22 protein-coding genes are annotated in these 26,065 nt (G+C 37.3%); 14 read left to right on the top strand and 8 right to left on the bottom strand.

All coding sequences use genetic code 11. From position 1 onward, the window contains the following. The first annotated feature begins 331 nt into the window (after positions 1 to 331). Positions 332 to 898, top strand: coding sequence for a hypothetical protein (locus LOK78_RS00335; RefSeq protein WP_232633089.1), 567 nt, complete (start codon positions 332 to 334; stop codon positions 896 to 898). 46 nt (positions 899 to 944) lie between these two features. On the opposite strand, the gene LOK78_RS00340 is transcribed toward LOK78_RS00335, so the two are convergent. Next, positions 945 to 2,300, bottom strand: a complete 1,356-nt coding sequence (locus LOK78_RS00340; RefSeq protein ID WP_232633090.1) for a UDP-N-acetylmuramate--L-alanine ligase — start codon at positions 2,298 to 2,300, stop codon at positions 945 to 947. 77 nt (positions 2,301 to 2,377) lie between these two features. Further along, positions 2,378 to 3,106 (bottom strand): tetratricopeptide repeat protein, encoded by a 729-nt coding sequence (locus LOK78_RS00345; protein ID WP_232633091.1) that lies wholly within the window; start codon positions 3,104 to 3,106, stop codon positions 2,378 to 2,380. 125 nt (positions 3,107 to 3,231) lie between these two features. Between LOK78_RS00345 and LOK78_RS00350 the strand changes: the two genes are divergently transcribed. Beyond that, entirely contained in the window at positions 3,232 to 9,807 is a 6,576-nt protein-coding gene (locus LOK78_RS00350; protein WP_232633092.1) for an alpha-2-macroglobulin family protein, read from the top strand. A gap of 33 nt (positions 9,808 to 9,840) precedes the next feature. On the opposite strand, the gene LOK78_RS00355 is transcribed toward LOK78_RS00350, so the two are convergent. The 5 genes from LOK78_RS00355 to LOK78_RS00375 form a co-directional block, all read right to left on the bottom strand. Next, the gene (locus LOK78_RS00355; protein WP_053971482.1) at positions 9,841 to 10,557 is read right to left on the bottom strand and encodes an SDR family oxidoreductase; all 717 of its coding nucleotides are present in this window, start codon (positions 10,555 to 10,557) and stop codon (positions 9,841 to 9,843) included. 16 nt (positions 10,558 to 10,573) lie between these two features. After that, entirely contained in the window at positions 10,574 to 11,125 is a 552-nt protein-coding gene (locus LOK78_RS00360; RefSeq protein ID WP_232633093.1) for a mycothiol transferase, read from the bottom strand. A 69-nt stretch (positions 11,126 to 11,194) separates the two neighbouring features. After that, the gene (locus tag LOK78_RS00365; protein WP_232633094.1) at positions 11,195 to 11,716 is read right to left on the bottom strand and encodes a DUF4136 domain-containing protein; all 522 of its coding nucleotides are present in this window, start codon (positions 11,714 to 11,716) and stop codon (positions 11,195 to 11,197) included. Positions 11,717 to 11,762: 46 nt separating this feature from the next. After that, a complete protein-coding gene (gene obgE, locus LOK78_RS00370) occupies positions 11,763 to 12,761 on the bottom strand; it encodes a GTPase ObgE (RefSeq protein WP_166957382.1) in 999 nt (332 codons plus the stop codon). 130 nt (positions 12,762 to 12,891) lie between these two features. After that, positions 12,892 to 14,001: an adenylate kinase gene (locus LOK78_RS00375; RefSeq protein ID WP_232633095.1), complete on the bottom strand. Its 1,110-nt coding sequence runs from the start codon at positions 13,999 to 14,001 to the stop codon at positions 12,892 to 12,894. 129 nt (positions 14,002 to 14,130) lie between these two features. Here LOK78_RS00375 and LOK78_RS00380 point away from each other — a divergent pair, with 129 nt between their 5' ends. The 11 genes from LOK78_RS00380 to LOK78_RS00430 all read left to right on the top strand — a co-directional run bounded on the left by LOK78_RS00380 (position 14,131) and on the right by LOK78_RS00430 (position 22,259). Further along, positions 14,131 to 15,285: a 5-(carboxyamino)imidazole ribonucleotide synthase gene (locus tag LOK78_RS00380; RefSeq protein WP_232633096.1), complete on the top strand. Its 1,155-nt coding sequence runs from the start codon at positions 14,131 to 14,133 to the stop codon at positions 15,283 to 15,285. A gap of 3 nt (positions 15,286 to 15,288) precedes the next feature. Further along, entirely contained in the window at positions 15,289 to 15,771 is a 483-nt protein-coding gene (gene purE, locus LOK78_RS00385; protein ID WP_232633097.1) for a 5-(carboxyamino)imidazole ribonucleotide mutase, read from the top strand. Positions 15,772 to 15,972: 201 nt separating this feature from the next. Further along, positions 15,973 to 18,006 carry a M3 family metallopeptidase gene (locus tag LOK78_RS00390; RefSeq protein ID WP_232633098.1) on the top strand — a complete coding sequence of 678 codons (2,034 nt, stop codon included), beginning with the start codon at positions 15,973 to 15,975 and terminating at the stop codon, positions 18,004 to 18,006. Between the two features lie 187 nt (positions 18,007 to 18,193). Beyond that, positions 18,194 to 18,415, top strand: a complete 222-nt coding sequence (locus LOK78_RS00395) for a CDGSH iron-sulfur domain-containing protein (RefSeq protein ID WP_053971474.1) — start codon at positions 18,194 to 18,196, stop codon at positions 18,413 to 18,415. Between the two features lie 141 nt (positions 18,416 to 18,556). Beyond that, positions 18,557 to 19,060: a GbsR/MarR family transcriptional regulator gene (locus LOK78_RS00400; protein WP_053971473.1), complete on the top strand. Its 504-nt coding sequence runs from the start codon at positions 18,557 to 18,559 to the stop codon at positions 19,058 to 19,060. 50 nt (positions 19,061 to 19,110) lie between these two features. Then, the gene (locus LOK78_RS00405; protein ID WP_255673725.1) at positions 19,111 to 19,515 is read left to right on the top strand and encodes a DoxX-like family protein; all 405 of its coding nucleotides are present in this window, start codon (positions 19,111 to 19,113) and stop codon (positions 19,513 to 19,515) included. Then, complete coding sequence (locus LOK78_RS00410) at positions 19,484 to 20,251, top strand: DUF2071 domain-containing protein (protein ID WP_232633100.1); 768 nt, start codon at positions 19,484 to 19,486, stop codon at positions 20,249 to 20,251. Before LOK78_RS00405 ends, LOK78_RS00410 begins: the two co-directional genes overlap by 32 nt. Continuing rightward, positions 20,218 to 20,970 (top strand): class I SAM-dependent methyltransferase, encoded by a 753-nt coding sequence (locus LOK78_RS00415; protein WP_232633101.1) that lies wholly within the window; start codon positions 20,218 to 20,220, stop codon positions 20,968 to 20,970. Before LOK78_RS00410 ends, LOK78_RS00415 begins: the two co-directional genes overlap by 34 nt. Before the next feature lie 9 nt (positions 20,971 to 20,979). Beyond that, entirely contained in the window at positions 20,980 to 21,375 is a 396-nt protein-coding gene (locus LOK78_RS00420; protein WP_232633102.1) for a hypothetical protein, read from the top strand. 53 nt (positions 21,376 to 21,428) lie between these two features. Continuing rightward, on the top strand, positions 21,429 to 21,980 hold the full coding sequence (locus LOK78_RS00425; RefSeq protein WP_053971470.1) for a sigma-70 family RNA polymerase sigma factor: 552 nt from the start codon (positions 21,429 to 21,431) through the stop codon (positions 21,978 to 21,980). Positions 21,981 to 21,983: 3 nt separating this feature from the next. Then, positions 21,984 to 22,259, top strand: coding sequence for a hypothetical protein (locus LOK78_RS00430; protein WP_082316561.1), 276 nt, complete (start codon positions 21,984 to 21,986; stop codon positions 22,257 to 22,259). Here LOK78_RS00430 and LOK78_RS00435 read toward each other — a convergent pair. Continuing rightward, positions 22,221 to 23,060, bottom strand: a complete 840-nt coding sequence (locus tag LOK78_RS00435; RefSeq protein WP_232633103.1) for a UbiA prenyltransferase family protein — start codon at positions 23,058 to 23,060, stop codon at positions 22,221 to 22,223. The two genes, LOK78_RS00430 and LOK78_RS00435, sit on opposite strands and share 39 nt — an antisense overlap. 119 nt (positions 23,061 to 23,179) lie before the next feature. On the opposite strand from LOK78_RS00435, the gene gcvP reads away from it, so the two are divergent. Next, entirely contained in the window at positions 23,180 to 26,029 is a 2,850-nt protein-coding gene (gcvP, locus tag LOK78_RS00440; RefSeq protein ID WP_232633104.1) for an aminomethyl-transferring glycine dehydrogenase, read from the top strand. Positions 26,030 to 26,065 lie beyond the last annotated feature (36 nt).

Below are 26,065 nucleotides of genomic sequence, written 5' to 3' on the forward strand. Positions count from 1 at the left end.
TATTTAAATAGCTGTTTTATAGAGGGTGTGGATTGCATGGGATTAAAATAGTTAAATGAAACACTTCAAACTAGTAAAAGCTACTACTTTATCATCTCATTTTGAAATTAATAACTTTTTCAGGTTAATACCTAAAATCGTTTCTCTTTTAATTTTTTTTTACTTTTGATTCATATGAAAAATCCCACATCTTTATTTTCGCCATAACCAACCTCTTTAGATTTACCCAAACAAGAATTAATGAATCATTTAAGACACTTAAAATCAGATATATCTAACTTTATATTTAAGAACAGGTAATCACTTTTATTGAAAAATAAAACCAAAAGACATGAAACAACTTTTTCCTCTAATTGTATTTTTTTTGATTTTCAACTGTAAACCCAAGCACCAAATCACTAAAAGTCAATCCATATCAAAAGAAACTAAATTCACTTATGTGAACCCAATCTATACCTACAGCAGCAATCAAGTATTTCAAAATCTATTCAATCAATTTGAAAAATCAACAAACAAAACCATTGATTCTTTATTTCAGGTAGATTCCAATCAATATAGAATTGTCAACAAATCAAACCTTACACCACAGCCACTAAAAGAAAGTGATATTACTTCTTTTTTTGAATCAATAAGGGAAGGGTCAGTTTTTGTTCCAGAAGCTATTAAGCTGGAGACAACTCAAGATAGACATCCTGTTATGTTTATTTCCATTTCTCCAAAAGCTGAAATGTTCCAAGGTAAAATACCACTTATATCAGACTCAAAAGTAGAAATAGCGATTGTTAAAAAGGATTCTTTAATCTTCTATGATTACTCCTCTTCCGGAACTACTTTGAACAAAGGGTTTAGGAGAAACTTATTAACTGATTTAAATAAAATTTATTCTAATTTAAATTAAGCATATTTGATTTTGATTTATAAAACAGGTATTGAAAATTATTTTTTTAATTAATCAACTCGGTTACCTCATCAAAATCCAAACCACCATAATTACCAGAACTCATTAACAACAAGGCACTGTTTTCTAGATTTCTTGAAAACAGATCGGTTTTAAAATCTTCTGGATTGGTGAAAATGGTCAGGTCTTCCCTGTTAAAAGCCTGTTTGATTTGCTCATGGGTGACCTCATCTAGTTTTTTAATCTCCACGGCATGTGGCGAATAAAATACCACCGCAACATCGGCAGCGTCTAGGGCTCCTTCATATTGTTTTAAAAACTCGGCATTGAGGCTGCTATAGGTATGCAGTTCTAAACAAGCCACCAATTTTCTATCTGGATATTGGTCTTTTACCGCCTTTGTGGTAGCTTCAACTTTGGAAGGAGAATGGGCAAAATCCTTGTATGCCACACTGGTTTTTCCCTCGGCAATTTTCTCTAGTCGTTTACTGGCGCCCTTGAATGTAGAAATAGCTTCATAGAAATCATCTTCATCGATGCCCATGTGCTGACAAATCCATTTGGCTCCGGCCAAGTTGTTTAGATTGTGGGCTCCAAACACTTCAATGGGGAGTTCGCCTTCTGGTGTTTCCAAAAGAGTTTCGCCATCTTCTACCTTATATTCTGGAGTATGATATGGTAACTTTCTGATGGTATTTTCACTAGCTTCTACCACCCTAACTACTTCGGGATCTTCGGCATTGTAGGTAATGCTTCCCCCCTTGACAATGCTATCTACAAAGATCTGGAACTGCTCCACATAGTTTTCATAGGTAGGAAACACATTGATGTGGTCCCAAGCGATGCCACTCAACAAAGCGATGTTGGGTTGGTACAAATGGAATTTTGGACGCCTGTCTATGGGCGAACTTAAATATTCATCGCCTTCTAAAACAATAAAATCATTGTCGTCGGTTAGTTTTACCATGACATCAAAGCCTTCCAGTTGGGCACCCACCATGTAATCTACTTCCATCTCATGGTAATGCATCACATGGAGAATCATGGACGTGATGGTGGTTTTCCCGTGGCTACCTCCAATAACTACACGCGTTTTATCTTTGGACTGTTCGTACAAAAACTCAGGGTAACTGTATATTTTTAAGCCTAGTTCTTGAGCCTTCAACAATTCTGGATTATCCTCTTTGGCATGCATTCCCAATACGATGGCATCCAACTGGGAGGTGATTTTTTCTGGAAACCAACCAAAGGCTTCAGGCAACAAGCCCTTAGCCTGTAGACGCGATTTTGATGGTTCAAAAATAGTATCGTCGCTTCCGGTAACTTGATATCCTTTATTGTGTAAGGCTATGGCCAAATTGTGCATTGCTGCTCCTCCTATGGCTATAAAATGTACGTTCATATGGGTGTAGAATTGTGAATCAAAGATAGGGGATTTGTATTATTTGATAAAGCTTACCGCCTCATTTTATTAGGCTCTTACTCTCCAGATAATTCTTGTAGCTTGTTTCTTAAATCGTCATCCTGTATAGCCTCTACCCCCTGTTTAAGAACTTGTTTGGCCTTTTCCTTTTGGTTGGTTTCCATATATAATTGAGCCAACTCCAAATAGCAGGTTTTAGAGCCTCCTATTTCTAAAGCCCTTTTTAAATGGGTTTCGGCCTGGTTATAATCTTCATTTTCCTTAAAAATAAAACCCTTGGCTAGATGTCCATCTACTGGGGAAAGGGTCTCAAGTTGATTGGCAAATTCTAAGGACTTGTCTGTAGAACCTCCTAAAATGGCAGGCAATTCCATATAAAACTTCACAAGAGCCCACCTTACATCAATATGCCTAGGATCTAATTCGGCAGCCTTTAATAAGGAAGCTTTCACATCTGATATTAAACCGATACCTGCCAGTTTATTGGATGCCGCTTTCATTCCTAAGGCACCGCCATACTTGTATTGGTAGTTGGCATTATCGGGATGTTTGGATTTCAATATGTCATATTGCTCAACGGCTTCATCCCACATTTCTTGATGGGAATAAATATCTCCCAAAAGTTCTACGGTCTCCAAATCATTTGGGTTGGCCTCCAATTTCATTTCCATATAACTTTCTACATCTGCAAACTGGTTGTTCATCAAGATGCTCTTAACCTCATCATCCAAGGTTTGGGATAAGAGGCCTATGGGAAATATAAATATGATACCTAGTCGCCACATATTCCAAAGGTAATTTTTCTTTTTGACTTGGTAAATACCTACTTTAACTCAACAGAACACGTAGTTGCCTCAATATCTATTTTTTGGTACAACTTTTGAACTGTATTTTGTAGAAAATATATTACATGAAACCACTTGCCATCACCTTCTTAATAAGTCTTATGACCCTAACAGGTTTTTCCCAAACCGATCCCTATCCTAAACTTTGGAAACAGGTAGAAAGCTATGAGCTTGACAATTTGCCCAAATCTGCCCTAGAAGTTGTTAATGATATTGCCACTTTAGCGAAAAAGGAAGGTAACAAGCCGCAGGAAATCAAGACCCTTATTTACAAAAGCAAGTTTGCCTTGATTCTGGAAGAAGACGCTCAATTAAAAGTGATTCAAGATTTCAAAACCGAAATACACCAAGCAGAAGCCCCTACCAAAAATCTGTTGGAAAATATGCTAGCCACGATGTATTGGCAATACTTTCAGCAAAACCGCTGGAAGATATACAACCGCACTGAAACTACACAGAAAGTAGATTCGGTGGATTTCAGAACGTGGGATTTGAACACGCTTTTTAAAGAAATACAAAAGCACTATCAAGCCTCTTTGGAACCCGCAGATGTTCTAAAAGAAACACCTATTGAAACCTTTAAGTTATTACTTACCGAACAAAAGGATTCTAAGATTTATAGACCAACCCTTTACGATTTGTTGGCACACAATGCTTTGGAATTTTATAAGACCGATGAGAGTAGCATCACCAAACCAACTGAAGCTTTTGAGATTGACAACGACCGATTTTTATGTCCTGCTGATAAATTTTCAAGCTTAAACATCACTTCGACTGACTCTACTTCGCTACCATTGCAAGCCTTGAAGTTGTATCAGGATTTGATTCAATTTCATCAAACCGACACCCAAGCGGATGCCCTAGTAGATGTTGATATTGAGCGTCTCAACTTTGTAGAAAGCTATGCCAGTTTCCCCGACAAACAGGACATCCTGATTCGTACTTTAAAGGAAAGTCAAGACACTTATTCTGGTCAAGCGGTGAGTACCCTTTATGGTTTTGAGGAGGCTCAGCAATATTATTATCAAGGACAAGGTTACCAACCTCGTACCCAAGAAGAGAACCGTTGGAAAGTCAAAAAAGCTTATGACTTGTGTGAGCAACTTATTAAAAATTTCCCTGAAAGTATAGGCGCTGAAAAATGTGAGGTGCTTCAAAGTTATATCTCCAGAGAAAGTTTAAACTTAATGACCGAAAGCCATCTTCCCATTCAACAGCACAGTAAAGTTCTGGTAACTTATAAAAACATCCAAGCTTTAGAATTTAAGGTGTTTAAACTTACCGAAAAACAATACAAGACCTACCAAGAAAACCATAGGGAAGACTTGCAATGGGAATTCATTAAAAAGTTGACCGCTAGCCATGTTTGGGAAACCACCCTAAAAGACGAAGGTGATTACCAGTCTCATAATACAGAAGTATTGGTGCCTCCATTGGACAACGGCAGGTACCTTATGGTAGCTCTCGTGAATAATGAAGCAAACACCTTTGCTGCCCAAACTTTTCAAGTGACCAACTTGGCCATTACTGAAACTTCTGATGAGTTGAATCAATACTATCAAGTCATTAATCGAATCAATGGCGCACCTATTGCTAAGGCCAAAGTGGTATTAAGCTATCAGAAGAACTACAATGGCTCTTATATTACCAAATCGTTTACTTCGGACTCAAAAGGAATAATCCAAATTCAAAAACCCAATGAGTATTGGAGAAACATAACTATGGAAGTGACCTATGGAAACGACCGAGCCCACTTTGGGAATCATTATATCAGTCAACACTACAATCGTTCTGAAACCGATGTGGATTATAAAGGTTTTGTGTTTACAGATAGGAGTATTTACCGTCCTGGTCAAACGGTTTATTTTAAGGCCATTGCCATGAAAACAGTCCAAGGAAAGTCTGAAGTCATTCCCAATCAATTGTTTTATGTGGATGTGTATGATGTGAACGATGATGAAGTTGCTGAATTGGAATTAAAAAGTAATGAATATGGTTCTGTTGCTGGGGAGTTTATATTACCTAGCTCCGGTCTAAACGGACAATACAACATCAATTTTCATGGAGATGGTAATGATTTGGATGTTGAATATTACTTTTCGGTTGAAGAATACAAACGTCCCAAGTTTGAAACCAAATTTACGCCTATCACTGATACCTTTCGCGTAAATGATTCAGTTACTGTCCATGGAACTGCCCTTGCCTTTGCCGGTAGCAACATTACCGATGCCAAGGTGACCTATCGGGTGGTGCGCCAAGTGCAATACCCTATTTGGTACCGATGGAATCCTCGTGCCTATTACAGTGAACCTCAAGAAATCGCTCATGGAGAAACTACCACTAATGCTCAAGGTGAGTTTGAAGTGGTATTTAAGGCGCTTCCGGACACTGCAGTGAGCAAGGAAGATCAACCCACCTTTCAATATGAGGTTACAGCAGATGTAACAGACATCAATGGAGAAACACGTTCGGCTACCGCTACGGTAAATGTGGGTTATCATGCCTTGACAGCTAGTATCCAAGCTCCGAACAAATGGGATAAAACCTACAAAAAAGAGTCATTGACTCTTATCACCAACAACTTAAATGGGGCATTTGTTCCTACTGAAGGGTCTTTAAAAATTTATAAACTACAGGCTCCTGAGCACGTTTTGAGAGATCGTCCTTGGTCAGCTCCCGATTGTCCTTTGATGACCCAAGCCGAATTTAAAACACATTTTCCCCATGAAGCCTACCAAGATGAAAACGATGTTAATACTTGGGAACTTGGGACTTTGGTCAAAGACATGGCTGTCAACACAAAGGATTCTAAAGAGGTGATTTTGGGGAACATGAAATCCTGGGAATCTGGTTTGTATAAAATCATTTTTGAAACCAAGGACCGCTTTGATCAAGTGGTTAAAGCTGAGCAGCAAATCACGGTGTTTAGCCCCAAAGACAAAACGCTGGCAGACCACCAACTATTCCAATTCCATACAGATAAGGATCGCTATCAAGTGGGTGAACATGCCGTCATTTCGGTAGGATCTGCTGCTGAGAACATCACTGTGACCATAGATATTGAGAAGAACCACCAAATTGTAGAGACCAAACTCTTGACATTGAATAACGACATGGTTTCATTCGAAATCCCCATCACCGAAAAAGATTTGGGTGGTTTTGCCATCCATTACAGTTTTGCCTTTGCCAACGGTTTTGAAAACGGTAGCCAAACCATTCAAGTCCCTTATCCAAGTAGCGATTTACAGATTGAGACTAAGACCTTTAGAGATAAGCTGCAACCGGGAAGTGAAGAAACTTGGAGTTTTATTATTAAAGGACCAAAAGGGGAAAAAGTTAGCGCCGAGTTGTTAGCCAGCATGTATGATGCGTCTTTAGATCAATTTAAAACCCATGATTGGCGTTTTGATCCTTTGTATCAACTTATTTACTCCAGTCGAGGCCATAGAAGTTCTGGACAAAGTTTTGGCAGTAGTAATTTTCGGGTTTTTAATGATACACGTCAGCCATTAAGTTACCCTCATCAAAGTTATGATGGTTTGAATTGGTTTGGGTTCCACTTAAAAAACAAGTGGTTTAATAAACAATATCTCAATGAGATCAGAATAAGGGACATAAAAAGCAAATATGATTCTAGTATAAGTAAAGGATTTATTTCTGGAACAGTCACGGATGAATACGGATCACCATTACCAGGAGTAAATGTGGTCATTAAGGGCACTAATAATGGAACCCAAACGGATTTTGATGGCAACTTCTTAATTCAAGCAGATAATAATGACCAACTTATTTTCAGTTTTGTTGGATACACTAATTTAAATTACCAGGTAAAAACAGATAATGCTCTAGTTATATCCTTGACTCCTGACAGTAACAATTTGGATGAAGTAGTTGTTACAGCTTTAGGATTTAAGAGAAAAAAAGATGAAATTACTACGGCTAATCAGATTGTTAAAGCTGAAGAATTAACGCAACCCCAAAACTCTGATGTCGTTCAAGGTCTTTCCGGTAAGGTATCTGGACTCCAAATAAATACAAATGGTGGTGGCTCCAGAATAGTTTTGCGCGGAAACCGATCAGAAACAGGAGATAAACAAGCCCTCTTGGTTCTCGATGGAAAGATTGTTTCTATAGAAGAATTGGAAAGTATGGACCCAAGTCTTATTGCAAATGTAAATATCCTAAAAGGTGCCAATGGCACAGCTCTTTATGGATCGCAAGGAGCCAATGGGGTTTTTATAATTACCACAAAAAAAGCCATCTTACAAAATGTAACAGCTAGAAAAAACCTTCAAGAAACGGCCTTTTTCTTTCCGCAGTTGCAAACCGATAAAGACGGGAACCTGAGCTTTAGTTTTACGACGCCAGAAGCCTTGACCCAATGGAAACTGCAACTGTTGGCGCACACCAAAACACTGGAAAGTCAAGTCACCCAATTAAACACCATGACCCAAAAAGAATTAATGGTGTTGCCAAACGTGCCACGGTTTTTAAGACAAGGTGATGCCATTTCCATCAGCACCAAAATTTCCAATCTTTCAGACAACGCTTTAAGCGGTAATGCCATGTTGCAACTGCAAGATGCTAGCACGGGTAAGGATATTACAAATGAGTTACTATTCCTTGGACAAGCTCAGGATGACAATCAAGGGATACTACCTTTCTCTGTTGAAAAACAAGGGAACACCCAAGTCTCTTGGAACCTTCATATTCCTGATCATGTAGATGCACTTCAATATAAAATTGTGGCACAAGCTGGGGAGTTTAGCGATGGCGAGCAAAATGCTCTACCTGTGCTTTCCAATAGAATGTTGGTTACCGAAACCCTACCCATGTGGATTAAAAGCAACGAGACCAGAACGTTTACGATGGATAAACTAAAAACCAACACCTCAACCACTTTAAAACACCACAAACTCACTTTGGAAATCACTTCCAATCCGGCGTGGTATGCGGTACAAGCGTTACCGTATTTGATGGAATATCCGTATGAATGTAATGAACAAACCTTTAGTAGGTATTATGCCAATGCCTTGGCAAGTCACATTGCTAACAGTAATCCTAGAATTAAAGAAGTGTTTGACCAATGGCGCAACTCCGATGCTCTAATAAGCAATTTGGAGAAAAACGAGGAATTGAAAAGTCTGTTGATACAAGAAACCCCATGGCTGCGTGATGCTCAAAGCGAAACCGAACAAAAGAAACGTATCGCTTTGTTATTTGACATGAACAAAATGACCAATGAGCTGCAAAACAGCTTGAAAAAACTGGAGCAAAACCAAATGGGTTCTGGAGCTTGGGCTTGGTTCAACGGTGGGAAACCTAACCGTTTCATCACGCAACATATTATTACTGGGTTTGGGCATTTAAGACAATTGGGAGTCACTACAAACAAACTTGGACAAGCTCAGGGTGACACCGAAATGATAAGAAAAGCTCTGAATTATCTAGATCAAGAATTTGTTCAGGAATACAAGGATTTGACCAAATACCGTAAAGATGTGGATCTATCAAAAGACCATTTAAGTTACAGTCAGATTCAATATTTATACATGCGTAGTTTCTATCTTGAGGTTGAACTTTCAAAGGAAGTGGCCACCATCAAGAGCTACTACATGAATCAGATCAAGGACTATTGGACTTCCAAATCCTTATATGCCAAAGGAATGATGGCTATGGTTGCCTTTAGAAATCAAGATTCAGTAACGGCTAACAAGATCCTGAAATCCTTAAAAGAAACCAGTATCACCAATGACGAATTGGGTATGTACTGGAAGGACAATGTGGCTTCTTGGTATTGGTATCAAGTACCTATTGAGACGCAAGCCTTAATGATTGAAGCATTTTCTGAAATTGAAAACGACACTGAAACGGTAGACAATCTAAAAATCTGGTTATTGAAAAACAAGCAAACCAATCAATGGAAAACTACCAAAGCCACTACCGAAGCGGTGTATGCTTTGTTGCTTCAAGGTAGCGATTGGTTGAGCGTCACCGATGCTGTGGAGGTTCTGGTTGGTAATCAAAAAATTGAGCCTTCTAAATTAGAAAACGTCAAGGTGGAAGCTGGTACTGGGTACTACAAAACATCTTGGAGTGCTTCAGAGATTCAACCTGAGTTAGCTGATGTCACATTATCCAAAAAAGGAAACGGAATTGCATGGGGTAGTTTATACTGGCAATATTTTGAAGACTTGGATGCGATTACCTCTGCGGAATCGCCACTTTCTTTAAAAAAGAAATTGTTCTTAAAAACAAATACCCATACAGGTGAAAAGATTTCAGAAATCACAAAAGACACCTCCTTAAAAGTAGGTGATTTAGTGAGAATTCGTATTGAATTAAAGAGTGACAGAGATATGGAGTTTATACACATGAAAGACATGCGCGCTGCAGGCTTGGAACCTATCAACGTACTTTCTGCCTACAAGTATCAAGACGGCTTGGGGTATTATGAAAGCACCAAAGATGCCTCTACCAATTTCTTTTTTGATTATTTACCCAAAGGTGTTTATGTTTTTGAATATGATTTAAGAGTCAATAATGCTGGAGAAATGAGCAATGGTATTACTAACATACAAAGTATGTATGCCCCAGAGTTTAGTAGTCATAGTGAAGGACAACGCATTCACATAAAATAGAAACAAAAAATCCCGCAATTGCGGGATTTTAATTTATTTGGATGGTGGCATACTTGGCCTGACCTCAATTTTACTTGGTAACGTTCGGGGATTCATTTTAATTAAATCGACCACCAACTCACCGATGTCTTCTATCTGGATTTTCCAGGAATCACTGTCATTTGGTTCATGACCATTGAAATAAGTCGATACTGACCCCGGCATAATGGTACTCACCTTGATTCCATATTTTCTCAAATCTAACATAGCTGCTTGAGTAAACCCAGTAACACCAAATTTACTAGCATTATAAGCCGATCCGCTAGCGAAGAAATTAGTCCCAGCCAAACTGGAAATAGTGATGTAATAACCTTCAGTATTTTTTAGAGCATCCACACTTGCCTTTAATGTATAAAAAGCACCTGTCAAGTTGGTATCGATTGTTTCCTGCCATTGCTCTAGTGTCAAATCTTCGATGGGAGCAAAATGTCCCAATCCGGCATTGGCGATGACAATGTCTAGGTGTCCAAATTCATTCACCACATCCTTGACCGCCTCTTGTATGGAATTAAAATCAGTCACATCTCCTTTTAATCCTACTGCTTTGGCCTTAGTTGTTTTATGGGCATTTAATCTTCCAGCAGCATCATGAGCCGCAGCGCTGCTTCTACTGGTCACTGCTACATGTACTCCTTGTTCTAAGAGTGCCTGTGCAATTCCAAATCCGATGCCTTTTGAGCCACCTGTGATTAAAGCTACTTTATTTTCCATTTTTTTGATATTTAAATTATTCTTTCGGTAATCTTTTGGTTAAATAGGCCAATTGTCCCATATGGTTGGCTTGATGCTCCATCACATGAAACCAAGCCCAATGATTGGACATGCCTTTATTGGTTTTTGAAAACCACTTATCATCTTTGGTTTTCATGAGTTCCTTTGTTTTGTTTCTCACTTCATTATATAAATCCATGTAATACTGAATGGGTTTTCCTTGAAATTCTGCTCTAGCTTCATCCCCAAGGCTTAGTGCCATCATCCATTTATCCTTTTCAGCTTCATTAAAGTCTCGCTTTTCAAAGGTAAATACTTGGTAATAGGCCTCAGTTGCGGCTAGGTGATAAATGAGTGCGCCAATTCGGTTGGAATTATCGTCCAACAGAAAATCTGTCTGTTCCTGATTTAAATCTTTCACTAAATATTCAACCCTACCCTTTAAATTGTCAAGCATGACAATCATATTCCCTATATCATGGGAATATTCTTTGGGAGGTTCAATGGTATACTGGGCCTGTAAATTGATACAAACTAATAGAAAAGTAATAAGGATTGCTTTTTTCATTATTTTTTGGATTGGTTTCCAACGAAGTTAAAACAACCCAAGAGTAATCAAAATAGCCTTAACAGCATCTTAACGAACTTCCTGAGGAGGCGGGAACTTTTCAAAGGCTTTCTCTACAATATTTTGCATGTGCTTGGTGCGCTCATCTGGTGTAGCCTTATCAAAATAGGGAGAATCCATTATCGCTTGATAAATCAACCCATTTTGATCTAAAACATCTATTTGTATCACCCGGTTTGTTTTATCCTGACCTAAAGGAATACCAACCGAAACACCACCGCCTACCTGGCCTCCACCACCGCCTAGACCCAATCCAACAGTGCTCTGCTGCATGGAATGATAATCGGAAGTTTTAATATTTATAAGCAACTCGGCATTCTCTGATAAGGTAAGTCCTTTGTTTGTCAAATGAGCATCAATGGCATCCAACAACCTATTTTCATCCAACTCACTCAACCCAGAGTTCATCTGTGGGTAATAGTTAAATGTTTTGTATTTGGAAAAATCAATATTTCTATCGTAGTCATGAGTAACCTGAATACTGTGGCACCCCATAAAAAGCAATAGAAAAAGAAAACTTAATTTTCTCATATCTTTTATTTTAAAGATATAAAATTAGAAATTAAGAAGGGGCCTTTTAGTCATTCAACATGCCCCACAATTTATCTTTCAAAGTTTGAAGTCCTTGATGTGCCACCGAAGAAATAAACATATAATCTATAGGTAAGATAGCGTCCAATTCGGTTTTCATCTCTGCCTTTAATTCTTCATCCAACATATCACTTTTGGAAATAGCAATCATACGCTGTTTATCCAACATCTCTGGATTATATCTTCTAAGCTCATTTAAAAGGATATCATATTGTTCCTTGATATCTCCCGCATCGGCAGGAATAAGAAACAACAATACCGAGTTTCTCTCAATGTGTCTTAAGAAATAATGCCCCAAACCTTTACCCTCTGCAGCTCCCTCAATAATACCAGGAATATCGGCAATTACAAAAGTTTGATAATCTCTATGTTGAACAATACCTAAATTAGGTTTTAGGGTTGTAAACTCATAATCTGCTATTTTAGGTTTGGCAGCTGTGACCACAGATAACAACGTAGATTTTCCTGCATTAGGGAATCCCACCAAACCAACATCGGCAAGAACTTTAAGTTCCAGAATAATCTCCTTTTCTTCACCAGGAATACCTGGTTGTGCATATCGAGGCGTTTGGTTGGTGGGACTCTTAAAATGCCAGTTTCCACGACCTCCCATACCACCTTGAGCGATGATTTTTTCTTCGCCATCGTCGGTAATTTCAAAAAGGATTTGATTGGTTTCTTTATCACGAATGACCGTTCCCAAAGGCACTTCCATGTAGATATCTTCTCCATCTGCCCCCGTACTTCTTTGCTTACCCCCATGTTCACCATGACCGGCCTTAAAGTGGCGCTTAAATTTATAATTGTAAAGCGTCCAAAGGTTTTTATTCCCTTTCATTATCACGTGACCTCCACGACCACCATCGCCTCCATCAGGTCCACCCTTGGCTATATATTTTTCACGGTGTAAATGTGCAGATCCTTTACCTCCATTTCCAGAAGCTATATGAAGCTTCACATAATCAACAAAATTCCCTTCAGTCATATTTCTAAGTAACTGCCTATTTATTTAATGATTTTTTTATATCCCTAAAGTAAAGGGTATATAAAGAGGTTTCACTTTTACAAAAGTCAAACCCCTTGCAACTTTTCAAGTTTAATTTACAAACTTCGTATTAAAGTTTATCGATCACCTCGCTTAAACGCTGGGTGATTTCTTCAATACTACCAACGCCATCTACTCCAAAATATTTATCTTCCTTGGTGTAGTAGTCTTTCAAAATAGCTGTTTTACTGTAATACTCTTTGATTCGATTTCTGATGATGGATTCATCAGCATCATCGGCTCTACCACTGGTCTCTCCTCTTTTTAACAAACGTTCCACCAATATTTCATCATCTACTTCTAAAGCAATCATGGCGTTAATTTGAGAATCCTTCTCATCCATTAACTCTGCTAAGGCATCTGCTTGAGCAGAAGTTCGCGGAAAACCATCAAAGATAAAACCTTTGGCATCTGCATTTTTTTCTACCTCAGCATTCAACATATCAATGGTTACCTTATCGGGTACCAACTCACCCTTATCCATATAGGATTTGGCCAACATACCTAAAGCGGTCTCGTTTTTAATGTTATAACGAAACACATCTCCAGTAGAAATGTGAACCAGATTATACTTTTCCTTTAAAAATTCTGCTTGTGTTCCTTTACCGGCACCTGGAGGGCCAAATAGGACAATATTAGTCATATGTTGTGTAGTTTTTAATTGATAAATTTCAGGCAAATCACGTCCCAGACCATTATAGTCAAGGCCATAACCAACAATAAATTTTTTCGGTATTTCGATACCTTTATAGTGAATTTTGAAATCCTTTTTGTAAGCTTCCGGTTTATAAAACAAAGAGGCTATGATAAGTTGTTTTACTCCTTCGTTATTAAATATTCGATGCACTTCATGAAGGGTGTTTCCAGAATCGATAATATCCTCAAGTATCACCACTGTTCTTCCTGATAAATCTTGAGTCAAGCCTATGAGACGTTGTATATCCTCTGTAGATTTCAATCCCTCATATGAAGCCAATTTTATAAATGTTACCTCACATGCACTGGGGTATTTTTTAACAAAATCACTGACAAACATGAAAGAACCGTTGAGAATACCCACAAACACTGGAATTTCATCCTTTAGGTCACGAGAAATTTCATCAACCATTCGTTGCACAACGGCATCTATTTCTTGGGCTTTAATAAAAGGTCTGAATTCTAAATCGTGAAGTTTTACCACCGGTTTATTTATTTTGGAAAACAAAGATAATCAAATGTTAAAAGTTTTGCGAATTTGACGCCACATTGTTGCGCTTTTTGTTTTATCACAGGCATTTGATTTGTATTTTTGCCCAAAAACAAAGCCTTCATGAATTTATTTTCTTCAGATTTTAAACTAGGTATTTTAGGTGGTGGTCAATTAGGAAAAATGCTCCTTTACAATACCAGAAAATTTGACATATACACCAGCGTTTTAGACCCCAGTAACGAAGCTCCTTGTAAAATTGCCTGTAACGAATTCCATCAGGGAGACCTAATGGATTATGATACGGTGGTTGCTTTTGGGAAACAGGTTGATGTTTTGACTATAGAAATTGAAAACGTCAATGTAGATGCCTTGGAAACCTTGGAAAAAGAAGGCATTAAAGTGTACCCTTCTTCTAGAACACTAAGAACCATTCAAAATAAAGCCAAACAGAAGCTTTTTTATGTAGACAATCAAATTCCAACAGCTGATTTTAGTCGGTTTGCTTATACTTCAGAAATCAAGGAAGCCATTAGCAATGGCGGCATTCAATTACCATTTGTATGGAAAAGCGCCCAATTTGGATATGATGGAAATGGTGTTAAAGTGGTACGCAAAGTTGAAGATTTAGAAGGACTTCCCAATGTGGAATGTATTACTGAAACAATGATTCCTTTCAAAAATGAGCTTTCGGTCATTGTAGCCAGAAACCCAAAGGGAGAAATTAAAACCTATCCTGTGGTAGAAATGGAATTCCATCCTGAAGCTAACCAGGTAGAATATGTAATCTGTCCTGCCAGAATCGATGAGGGTGTAGCAAAAAAAGCTCGTGAGGCAGCTTTAAAGACTTCTGAAGCATTTAACCATGTAGGGCTGTTGGCGGTAGAAATGTTCCAAACCCAAGAGGACCAAATTTTGGTTAATGAAGTGGCCCCTAGACCGCACAATTCGGGGCACCAAACCATTGAGGCAAGCTATACGTCTCAGTTTGAACAGCACCTAAGAGCCGTTCTCAACTTACCTTTAGGAAAAACGGAAAGTACTGTTGGCGGAATTATGGTAAATTTGGTTGGCGCTGAAGGTTATACCGGTGATGTCATTTATGAAAATATTGAAGCCATTATGGGTATGGAGGGTGTAACTCCACATATCTATGGGAAAAAACAAACCAGACCATTCAGAAAAATGGGACATGTGACCATAGTGAATGAAGATATAAATGAGGCCAGACAAATAGCCGAACAAGTAAAAAAGACCATTAACGTAATCAGTAAATAAGTTATGAGCAAAGTAGGAGTTATCATGGGAAGTAAAAGCGACTTGCCAGTTATGCAAGAAGCTATTGATATATTGGAAGGATTTGATATTGAGGTGGAAGTTGATATTGTATCGGCACATAGAACACCAGAAAAATTATTTGATTATAGTAAAAATGCTCACAGCAGAGGCATTCAGGTCATCGTTGCTGGCGCTGGCGGTGCAGCTCATTTACCCGGGATGGTAGCATCATTATCCCCTCTACCTGTCATTGGGGTACCCGTTAAAAGTAGTAATTCCATTGACGGTTGGGATTCTGTTTTATCTATTCTTCAAATGCCAGGAGGTGTACCAGTTGCTACCGTAGCATTGAATGGTGCCAAGAACGCTGGTATTTTAGCCGCCCAAATTATCGGGAGCTCAGACAAGTGTGTTTTAGATAAAATTATTGCTTATAAAGAAGGCTTGAAGATGAAAGTCTACGAAGCTGCGAAGGATTTAAAATAAAAGCCTCGGTATCCCTACCGAGGCATTCAAGCTATTAATCAATCATCTTAAAGAGTAAACTTTTAAACTCTTATGAAAAATCTTCGGCAAAAGTAAAAAAACATTTCAGATTACAAAGAAAAAAATTTGTTAATGTTATGCTAATCAAGTTCTTAGTAAGAAAAAAAGGACGTTATTCTGATTAAAGAAATTTACAAAAAAATGAACATTTTAAATAAACCATTTGACAATCAATATCATACAGCTCCCTTCTCAAAAATAAAAAATGAGGATTTCCTTCCGGCTTTTATTCAGGGAATTGCAGATGCTAAAAAAGAAATTGATGAAATTTGTGAGAATAAAGAGGCACCAAGCTTTAAAAATACGATTGAAGCCTTAGATTTCTCTGGAGAACAACTGGATAGAATCTCAAGTATTTTCTTTAATCTAAATTCGGCCGAGACCAACGACGAGATCCAAAAAATAGCGCAAGAAGCTTCTCCACTACTTTCTGAGTTTAGCAACGATATCACCTTAAATAAAACGCTATTTGAACGAGTTAAAGCTGTTTACGATCAAAAGGAGCAATTGAATTTAACCAAGGAGCAAGAAACACTTCTTGACAAAAAATATAAAAGCTTTTCCAGAAACGGAGCAAATCTCCCTGAGGACAAAAAGCAACAATTACGTCAAATTGATAAAGAATTGAGTCAACTCAAATTAAAATTTGGAGAAAATGTGCTTGCTGAAACCAATAAATACGAACTTCATATAACGAATGAAGAAGATCTGGCTGGTTTACCCGAAGACGCTAAGGAAGAAGCTAAACAAACAGCAGAAGCCAAGAAAAAAGAGGGCTGGGTGATTACACTGCAATACCCAAGCTACATTCCTTTTATGACCTATGCAAACAATAGGGAATTACGGAAAGAACTGGCTATTGCCTTTGGAGCCAAAGGATTTCATGGAGATGTATTTGACAACCAAGAAATAGTTCTCAAAATAGCTAAATTACGCCATCAAAGAGCCAACCTTTTAGGCTATCCTACTCATGCCCATTTCGTTTTAGAAGAGCGTATGGCAAAAAATCCTGAAACGGTTACTACCTTTTTACAGGATCTCTTGGAAAAAGCCAAACCAGCAGCTGAAAAGGAATTTGAAAAGTTATCAGCTTTTGCCAAAAAATTAGATAGTATCGACCATTTAGAAAAATGGGATGGCGCTTATTATTCAGAAAAATTAAAACAAAAATTGTTTGATTTAGATGACGAGAAATTGAAACCCTATTTTAAACTTGAAAATGTTATCAATGGTGTGTTTACAATCGCTCAAAAACTATATGGCTTACATTTTGAAGAAATTGATACGATTGACAAATATCATGAAGATGTTTTGACGTACAAAGTTACCGATGATAACGGAAATTATGTTTCTATTTTCTACGCTGATTTCTTTCCTAGGGAAGGTAAAAGAAATGGTGCCTGGATGACGGTTTACAAGCCGCAATATGTGAAAAATGGCATTAATGACCGACCACATATTTCCATTGTTTGTAATTTCACTAAACCCACTAAGACAAAACCATCTTTGCTTACATTTAATGAGGTGACCACCCTATTCCATGAATTTGGTCACGCCTTACATGGCATGTTGGCAAACACAACTTATCCAAGTTTATCTGGGACTAGTGTTTTTTGGGACTTTGTAGAATTACCTAGTCAAGTTTTGGAAAATTGGTGTTATGAAAAGGAGGCCTTAGAACTTTTTGCCACCCATTATGAAACCGGTGAGGTAATCCCAATGGATTTGGTTGAAAAAATTAAGGAATCTGCCACCTTCCATGAAGGAATGCAAACCTTAAGGCAGTTAAGCTTTGGTTTGTTGGATATGAGTTGGCATGGAATTGACCCAACTGATATTTCTAATGTAAAAGTTCATGAACTGAAAGCTTTTGAAAGTACGAAATTATACCCTGACGTAGCAGAAAATTGCATGAGCACGTCATTTTCACACATCTTTCAAGGTGGTTACTCTTCTGGGTACTACAGCTACAAATGGGCGGAAGTTTTGGATGCCGATGCTTTCGAATTTTTTAAAGAACAAGGCATATTCAGCAAAGAAGTAGCTAGTAAATTTAAGGATAATGTGTTGTCTCAAGGGGGCACAGATGACCCCATGGTGCTTTACAAACAATTTAGAGGTAAAGAACCACAACCAGAAGCCCTATTAAGGAGAGCTGGATTGATAGAGAAATAAGGGATAAAGAAAAGGGTGATAATCATCGCCCTTTTCTTTTGAATTCTATGCACATCGCGAAACCGTCTTAACTATTTAGCAGCAATAATAAAATTCATAATAAACTTTTTAGGTTACCTATGATTCAAAACTTTAGACCAAGTTTTAAAAATGTGTATCTTACCACCTATAACCAATACATTTAAACATGTCTAAAACCAAACTCACTATACTTAGCAACGGAAGCGTAAAAGTAGATGGCGATTTTGAAATTGTCGATAAAGAAGGTAACGTTTATGGCCTGGGAGGCCGAACTTTAGTTTCACTTTGCCGCTGTGGAAGATCAGAAAACAAACCATTTTGTGATGGTAGTCATCGCAACCATTTTGAACATGAGGCAAATGCATTTGATCTTCCACCAAAACCCTAAAGATTTATAATCAAATTCAAAAGTCTTTTAAATAGAGCCTTAGTTTTAAAGGTTTTAGTAGTTTCCTTTTAGAACTAGTTCTTGCAGAAAATAAACTTTCAATTATTATTGAAAGTTTAAAATATTTTATATATTTGACTCATGAACTATCAAGAAGCCAAAGAAAAGTTTATCAGCACTTGGGGGAGTTTAGGCTCCCTATGGGGCATCAATAAAGCCATGGCACAAATTCAAGCGCTTTTATTTATCTCTACCAAACCCTTGTCTATGGAAGACATCATGGAAGAGTTAAAAATTTCAAGAGGTAATACCAGTATGAATTTAAGACAATTGATGGACTGGGGTATCGTTACCAAAGAAATCATTCCAGGAGAACGTAAAGAATATTTCACAACAGAAAAGGATGTGGAAGAACTGGCCAGACATATAGCCAAAGAACGAAGTAGACGTGAATTAAAACCTGTATTGAAGGTTTTAAAGGAGGTTTCAAATATTGATAGCGATCAAAGTGAAGAAACAGAGGAATTGAAGAAACAAACCAAAGCGCTTCATGATTTAACCCAACAAGCCGATGACATGCTTAACAAAATAGCTGACCAAGATCTTAATTGGGTGACTAAAACATTTATCAAGATTATGCGTTAATTTTTTTAATACAATGTTTCATTTTTTTCTGAAAGTTTAATAATTAAAAAATGTTTAAAAATTTATCTATTTTATTTATCGCCTTAACCTGGTTAACTAGTGGACTATTTTTTAAAATAATTCCAATGAATCAAAGGCATGAAAATATAGTTGCCAGAATTTTGGGTCATGCATTTGCTTCTGAAATGACACTTTTAATCGGATTTTTAGAGGTCATTCTAGGCATATGGATTCTTTCCAAAAAATTAAATCATTTAAATGCCTTCATTCAATTGATTACGATTTTAGCCATGAATATTTTGGAATTCACTCTTGCCAAAGATTTGCTCCTGTGGGGTCCATTTAATATTGTATTTGCATTTCTTTTCATGGCCTTTATTTGGTATACCTATTTCCAAACAAGAACAATTAAAAACCACGATTATGCTCCAATTACTAAAAAATCATCCCTTTGATGTCAAAGCGCATTTTGACATGTCTTTAGTATTGACCTTTGCATTACCTAAAGAAACACTTAATCCCTTGCTCCCTCCCTGCTTGCAGTTGGACACCTTCAAGGATACTTATGGGTTTTTAGCAGCTGCATTTGTAAAGACAAGAAACCTAAGACCTTCTATTTTTCCTGAATTTACAGGTCAAGATTTTATATTGGCAGGTTACAGAATATTTGTAAGGTACCAAACAGCTCAAGGAAAGAGATTGAGAGGTTTATACATTCTAAAATCAGAAACCAACAAAAATAGAATGGCCTATTTAGGCAACATATTTACTCATTATAATTATACCTCAACGGATATTGAAATGGAAACCAGCATAGCCGATGAGCTCATTATTCGTTCCAAAAAGTCTAAATTAAAAATCGTTTGCCATCCTGGAAGGGATGATTGCGTCTTACCTCAAAATTCTCCATTTATCTCATGGAAAGAAGCTAGAAGATTTGCAGGACCATTACCTCACACTTTCACTTTTAACGAACATACAAATGAGGTTTTAATTGTGAAAGGTCTTAGAAACGATTGGCACCCTAGACCTGCGTCCATCAAAGAATATCATATACCATTTTTGAATACATTAAACTTGGAACCGACCCCAGCTTTAGCCAATGCTTTTATTGTTGAAAACATTCCCTACCAGTGGAAAAAAGGAAAAATTGAATCATGGAAACAAACAGAACAAAATTTCAAGGCGTAAAAAATATATTAAACTTTAATCGCCATTATTATTACCTAGGATTTGGCGCATTAATTCTTTTCAGTCTTGTTGCCTATATATTTGAAATACCCACTTTTTGGAACCAATTAGTCATTATATTTATTCTTCTAGGTTTGGCAATGCCTTTATTAGTATCGGCATATGTGTATGATTATTCCGGATACTACAAACTTGAATGGCTTGAAAACAAACGAATAAAAACATCAAACTCTTTAAGCATTGTCAACATACATGCAGGCTTTGATGAAACTAGTCATTTGTTGAATAAAAAATTTCCTAAATCCAATCTTCGAGTCTTTGATTTTTACAACCCGAAAGATCATACGGAAATTGCCATTCAACGTGCCCGAAAAGAAGGCATAAATCATTCCAAGACAGAACAGATTTCGACAGACCTTATTCCATTAGAAACCAACTCCTCAGATCTAATATGTCTGCTATCGGCGGCCCATGAAATAAGATCAAATCAAGAAAAAGTGATCTTTCTTAAAGAATGTAAAAGAATTTTAAAATCTACAGGTAAAGTTATTATGGTTGAGCACTTAAGGGATCTACCAAATTTTATGGCATTCCATGTAGGTTTCACTCACTTCTTTTCGAGAAAAACTTGGAAAAAAAGTTTAAAACAAGCTGGATTCTCAAAAATAAGCGAAGAGAAATTCACTCCTTTTTTATCAATTTTTACAGTTGAACCTTAAAACAATTCCATGGAAACTCATATTCAAATTATCGGCATCTTCTTAGTTTTACTGGCCTTAGTCCACTTTATATTCCCGAAGTATTTTGGATGGAAAACGGAACTTCAAAAACTAGAACTCATAAATAAGCAACTCATGGTTGTCCATACTTTTTTTATTGCTTTAGTAGTATTTTTAATTGGTATTCTTTGTATTTTTTATTCCTATGAATTAACCCATACTTATTTTGGTAAAATAATAGCATTGGGTCTAGGCATTTTTTGGTTTATCCGATTAATCTTCCAATTACTAGTTTATTCCCCAAAACTATGGCGAGGAAAATCATTTGAAACAGTTGTTCACATTTTCTTTATTATCATGTGGACTTACATGAGTTCCAGCTTCGCTTTAACATATTATTATTAAATCAGTTACCAACTCATTTTTTTAGTTTAAATTTGAGTAAAAGAATTGCTGTTATGCCTAGCCACAAACTAGATCCCAACCGGTGGATTGATAGGTATTCTGATTACCTATTCAATTATACCATATCTCGAGTGAACGACCGGGAAATGGCCAAGGATTTAGTACAAGAAACTTTCTTTGCTGCCTTAAATTCCATGAAGAATTTTAAAGGTGAAGCATCTGAGCGTACCTGGCTTATATCTATTTTAAAAAGGAAAATAATTGACTATTATCGTAAGATAAACTCCAAAAAGGGTCAAGCCGAAGTTAAGATCAATTACAATGAGGAAGACAACAACGGTGATTGGCTGGAAGAGCAAGTTTCTGATCCCTTTGATAAAACAGCAGAAGACCAAATGGAAAACGATGAACTTGGAAATGCTATTTTTCAATGTTTGGATAAACTTCCAGAAAAACAGGCCGCTGTATTTAAAATGAAAACTATAGAAGGTTTGGATACTGAAACGATTTGTAATGAATTAAACATCACTGCGTCTAACCTGTGGGTGATCATTCACAGGGCAAGAACAGCCCTAGCTGATTGCATGGAAAAAAACTGGTTTTAACCTATGTCTGAAAAAAAATCTATCTTGTTTATCTCCTGTGATGAAGCATATCACATTTGTGACAAGTCCCAGTATAATGATGCCTCCCTTTGGGAAAAACTAAAACTGAATTTACGATTAATTTGGTGCAAGCACACCAGAGGCTACATATCAAAAAACAAAAAGCTGACCCATTCCCTCAAGCAATCCAAAGTGCAATGCATGAAGCATTCCGAAAAACAATCCCTTAAAGACCATTTCTCAAAAGAACTCCAAAAGCAAAACCAAAGCCAACCATAAAACAGGAATGCCTTCCACCCAGAAAGAACAATAATATTCAAACTGTTCCTTTTTGGATGCCCAAATAAATGCCAAAGTAACCAAAGCAATAAAACAAACGGCGGTTAAAAAATGACAAGTAACCGAGGCCTTGAACAATTCCAAAATCACAAACAAAAGCATCAAAATGACACCAACCATTTTTGTGTTTTTGATTCCTATTTGCTGCGGAATCGTAGCCAGTTTTAGGCTATCATAATTCAAATCCCTGATTTCAAAAGGAAGCATCAGTGCTAACACAAATAAAAATCGCTGCACTAAAGTAATTAGCGCATCAGAATTCAATTGAAAATCATTATTGACCAAGGGTAAAATGACGGTTACCCCAGCCCATGTCAAACCAATGATATAAACCTTGACTCCTCCTACATTTCTTAAATTTTGTTGGTGGTCAAAAAGAAATTTTCTAGGCAAAAAGGGTATGGCATATAAAAATGTTACGATTCCAAAACCTACAATATATAGCCAGGTCATTTCCTTTAGTTTCAGTCCGAAATAAATCATGGCCAAGAAACTCAACAATGAAAAAACTTGAATCACTTTAAGCCAATGTGCCAAACTCCTGTGATGAAACCTAGCCAAACCAAAATATTTCACAAAATTATATCCTGTTATCGAGGCAAAAAAAATGAATCCGATAAGAAGGGCATCCCAAGGAATACCAAACTCCAATAAGGTAATCCATGTAAGAGCACACACCGACAAAGCCACATGAATACTGCTATTAATATAAAAATTGAATAAAGCCTTAAATCGAGACATATAGCAAAAATAATCAAAGTGTTAATAACCGTTTTTTTTGGTTAAAAACTTTAGTCTTCAATAACAAAAATACATATAGAAATGCGTACTTTTGCGCCTTAAAACACAACTTAAATTTGATGGATACAACCTCTTTTGCACTTCGTCATATAGGACCTGATCAACAGGAACAACAAGATATGTTAAAAACCATTGGTGTAGATAGCTTAGACCAACTGATCTATGAAACCTTACCTGATGGAATCAAACTAAAAAAAGAACTGAATTTGGATGAACCCATGAGTGAACAAGAATACCTAGTTCACATCCACAACTTATCCAAAAAAAATAAGGTTTACAAAACTTATATCGGTTTGGGGTACCACCCTACCATTCTTCCGGCGGTCATTCAAAGAAATATTTTGGAAAACCCAGGATGGTATACGGCCTATACTCCCTATCAAGCTGAAATTGCTCAAGGAAGATTGGAAGCTTTATTGAATTTCCAAACCATGATTACTGATTTGACTGGAATGGAATTGGCAAACGCCTCCTTGTTAGACGAAAGTACTGCAGCTGCAGAAGCGATGAGTCTGTTGTTTGCTGTACGTGAAAGAGCTCAGAAAAAAGAAGGCATTAATAAATTCTTTGTTTCAGAAGACATTCTTCCACAAACCCTCTCCCTATTACAAACAAGAGCTTTACCAATTGGTATTGAATTGGTTATTGGAAAAGAAAGTGAATTTGATTTCTCACAGGAATTCTTTGGGGCTATTTTACAATATCCAGGAAAACATGGTCAGGTTACAGATCTTAAATCCTTTATCGAACAAGCCAAAGAAAACGATATAAAAGTAGCTGTTGCGGCTGATATATTAAGCCTAGTAAAGCTGGAAGCACCAGGATCTTTTGGTGCTGATGTTGTGGTTGGCACAACCCAACGTTTCGGTATACCAATGGGTTATGGTGGACCTCACGCTGCCTTTTTTGCAACTAAAGAAGCCTATAAGCGTGACATCCCAGGAAGAATTATTGGTGTAACCAAAGATTTGGACGGTAATCGTGCGCTACGTATGGCACTTCAAACCCGTGAGCAACACATTAAACGTGACAAAGCAACTTCCAATATTTGTACTGCTCAAGTACTATTGGCAGTTATGGCCGGAATGTATGCTGTGTACCACGGACCAAAAGGACTTCAGTTCATTGCAGATCGTGTACATAGCGCTACGGTTCTATTGGCTGATGCCCTTAAAAAATTAGGTTTCAAACAAGTCAACACAGACTATTTTGATACCCTTCAAATAAAAGTAAAAGCTAAAAAGGTTAAGAAAATAGCCAAGGCTAAAAAAGTCAACTTTTATTATCCAGATGATGAAACCGTTACCATTTCATTGAATGAAACCACAACGGTTCGTGATTTGAATTATTTAATATTGGTATTTTCTGAAATTGCTGGAGAAGAAGCCTTCACTATTGACGACATTACCTATGCAAATGCCATTTCTGACAAGTATCAACGTCAATCAGAATTCCTCACATTAGATGTATTCAATTCTTACCATTCTGAAACAGAATTGATGCGTTACATCAAGAAATTGGAGCGCAAGGATCTTTCTTTGAACCATTCTATGATTTCTTTGGGATCTTGCACCATGAAGCTTAATGCAGCTGCAGAGATGTTACCTCTAAGTATCTTTAAATGGGCTAATGTTCATCCTTTTGTTCCAGAAAAACAAGCAAAAGGATACCTAACTGTTTTAAAAGAGCTTGAAGATCAATTGACAGAAATCACAGGATTTGCTGCAACATCCTTGCAACCTAACTCAGGAGCACAAGGTGAGTATGCTGGTTTAATGGTTATAAAAGCTTATCACGAATCTAGAGGTGAAGGACACAGAAATATTTGTTTGATTCCTTCTTCTGCTCACGGTACCAACCCTGCTAGTGCGGTTATGGCTGGTATGCAGGTAGTAGTGACCAAATCTACTGATAAAGGAAATATTGATGTAGAGGACTTACGTGAAAAAGCTGAAAAATATAAAGACAATTTATCTTGTTTAATGGTGACCTACCCATCTACTCATGGGGTATATGAATCTGCCATTAAAGAAGTCACTAAAATCATCCATGACAACGGCGGACAAGTCTATATGGACGGAGCCAACATGAATGCGCAAGTAGGATTAACCAATCCTGGTAGAATTGGCGCTGATGTTTGTCATTTGAATTTACATAAAACATTCGCCATTCCTCATGGTGGTGGTGGACCTGGAGTAGGACCTATTTGTGTTGCTAAGCAATTGGTACCGTTCTTACCTGGAAATCCAGTAATAAAAACAGGTGGAAAGAAAGCTATTACAGCTATTTCGGCTGCACCATTTGGATCTGCTTTGGTATGCTTAATTTCATACGGTTACATCAAGATGTTAGGAGCACATGGTTTAACCCACGCCACCAAAACAGCTATTTTGAATGCCAACTATATGAAGCAAAGACTACAAGGGCATTTTGACACCCTGTATTCTGGAGAAATGGGTAGAGCAGCGCACGAGATGATCGTAGACTGTAGACCATTTAAAGCTAATGGTATTGAAGTAACAGACATTGCTAAACGTTTGATGGATTACGGTTTCCACGCGCCAACGGTATCATTCCCTGTAGCTGGAACCCTAATGATTGAGCCAACCGAAAGTGAAAGCAAAGAAGAGTTGGATCGTTTTTGTGATGCCATGATTTCTATTAAAAAGGAAATTGATGCTACGTCTAAAGATGATGTCAATAATGTATTGAAAAATGCACCGCATACCTTGGAAATGTTAACATCGGACACATGGAATTTCCCATACTCAAGAGAAAAGGCTGCATTTCCATTACCTTATGTTGGAGAAAATAAGTTTTGGCCAACCGTTAGACGTGTTGATGATGCGTATGGTGACCGTAATTTGATATGTACTTGCGCCCCAATAGAGGACTATATGGAGGCATAAGCCATTTTTGGACATCGTATAAAATTATAAATTAAA

This window comes from Mangrovimonas futianensis, assembly GCF_021245805.1.
Lineage (GTDB): Bacteria > Bacteroidota > Bacteroidia > Flavobacteriales > Flavobacteriaceae > Mangrovimonas > Mangrovimonas futianensis.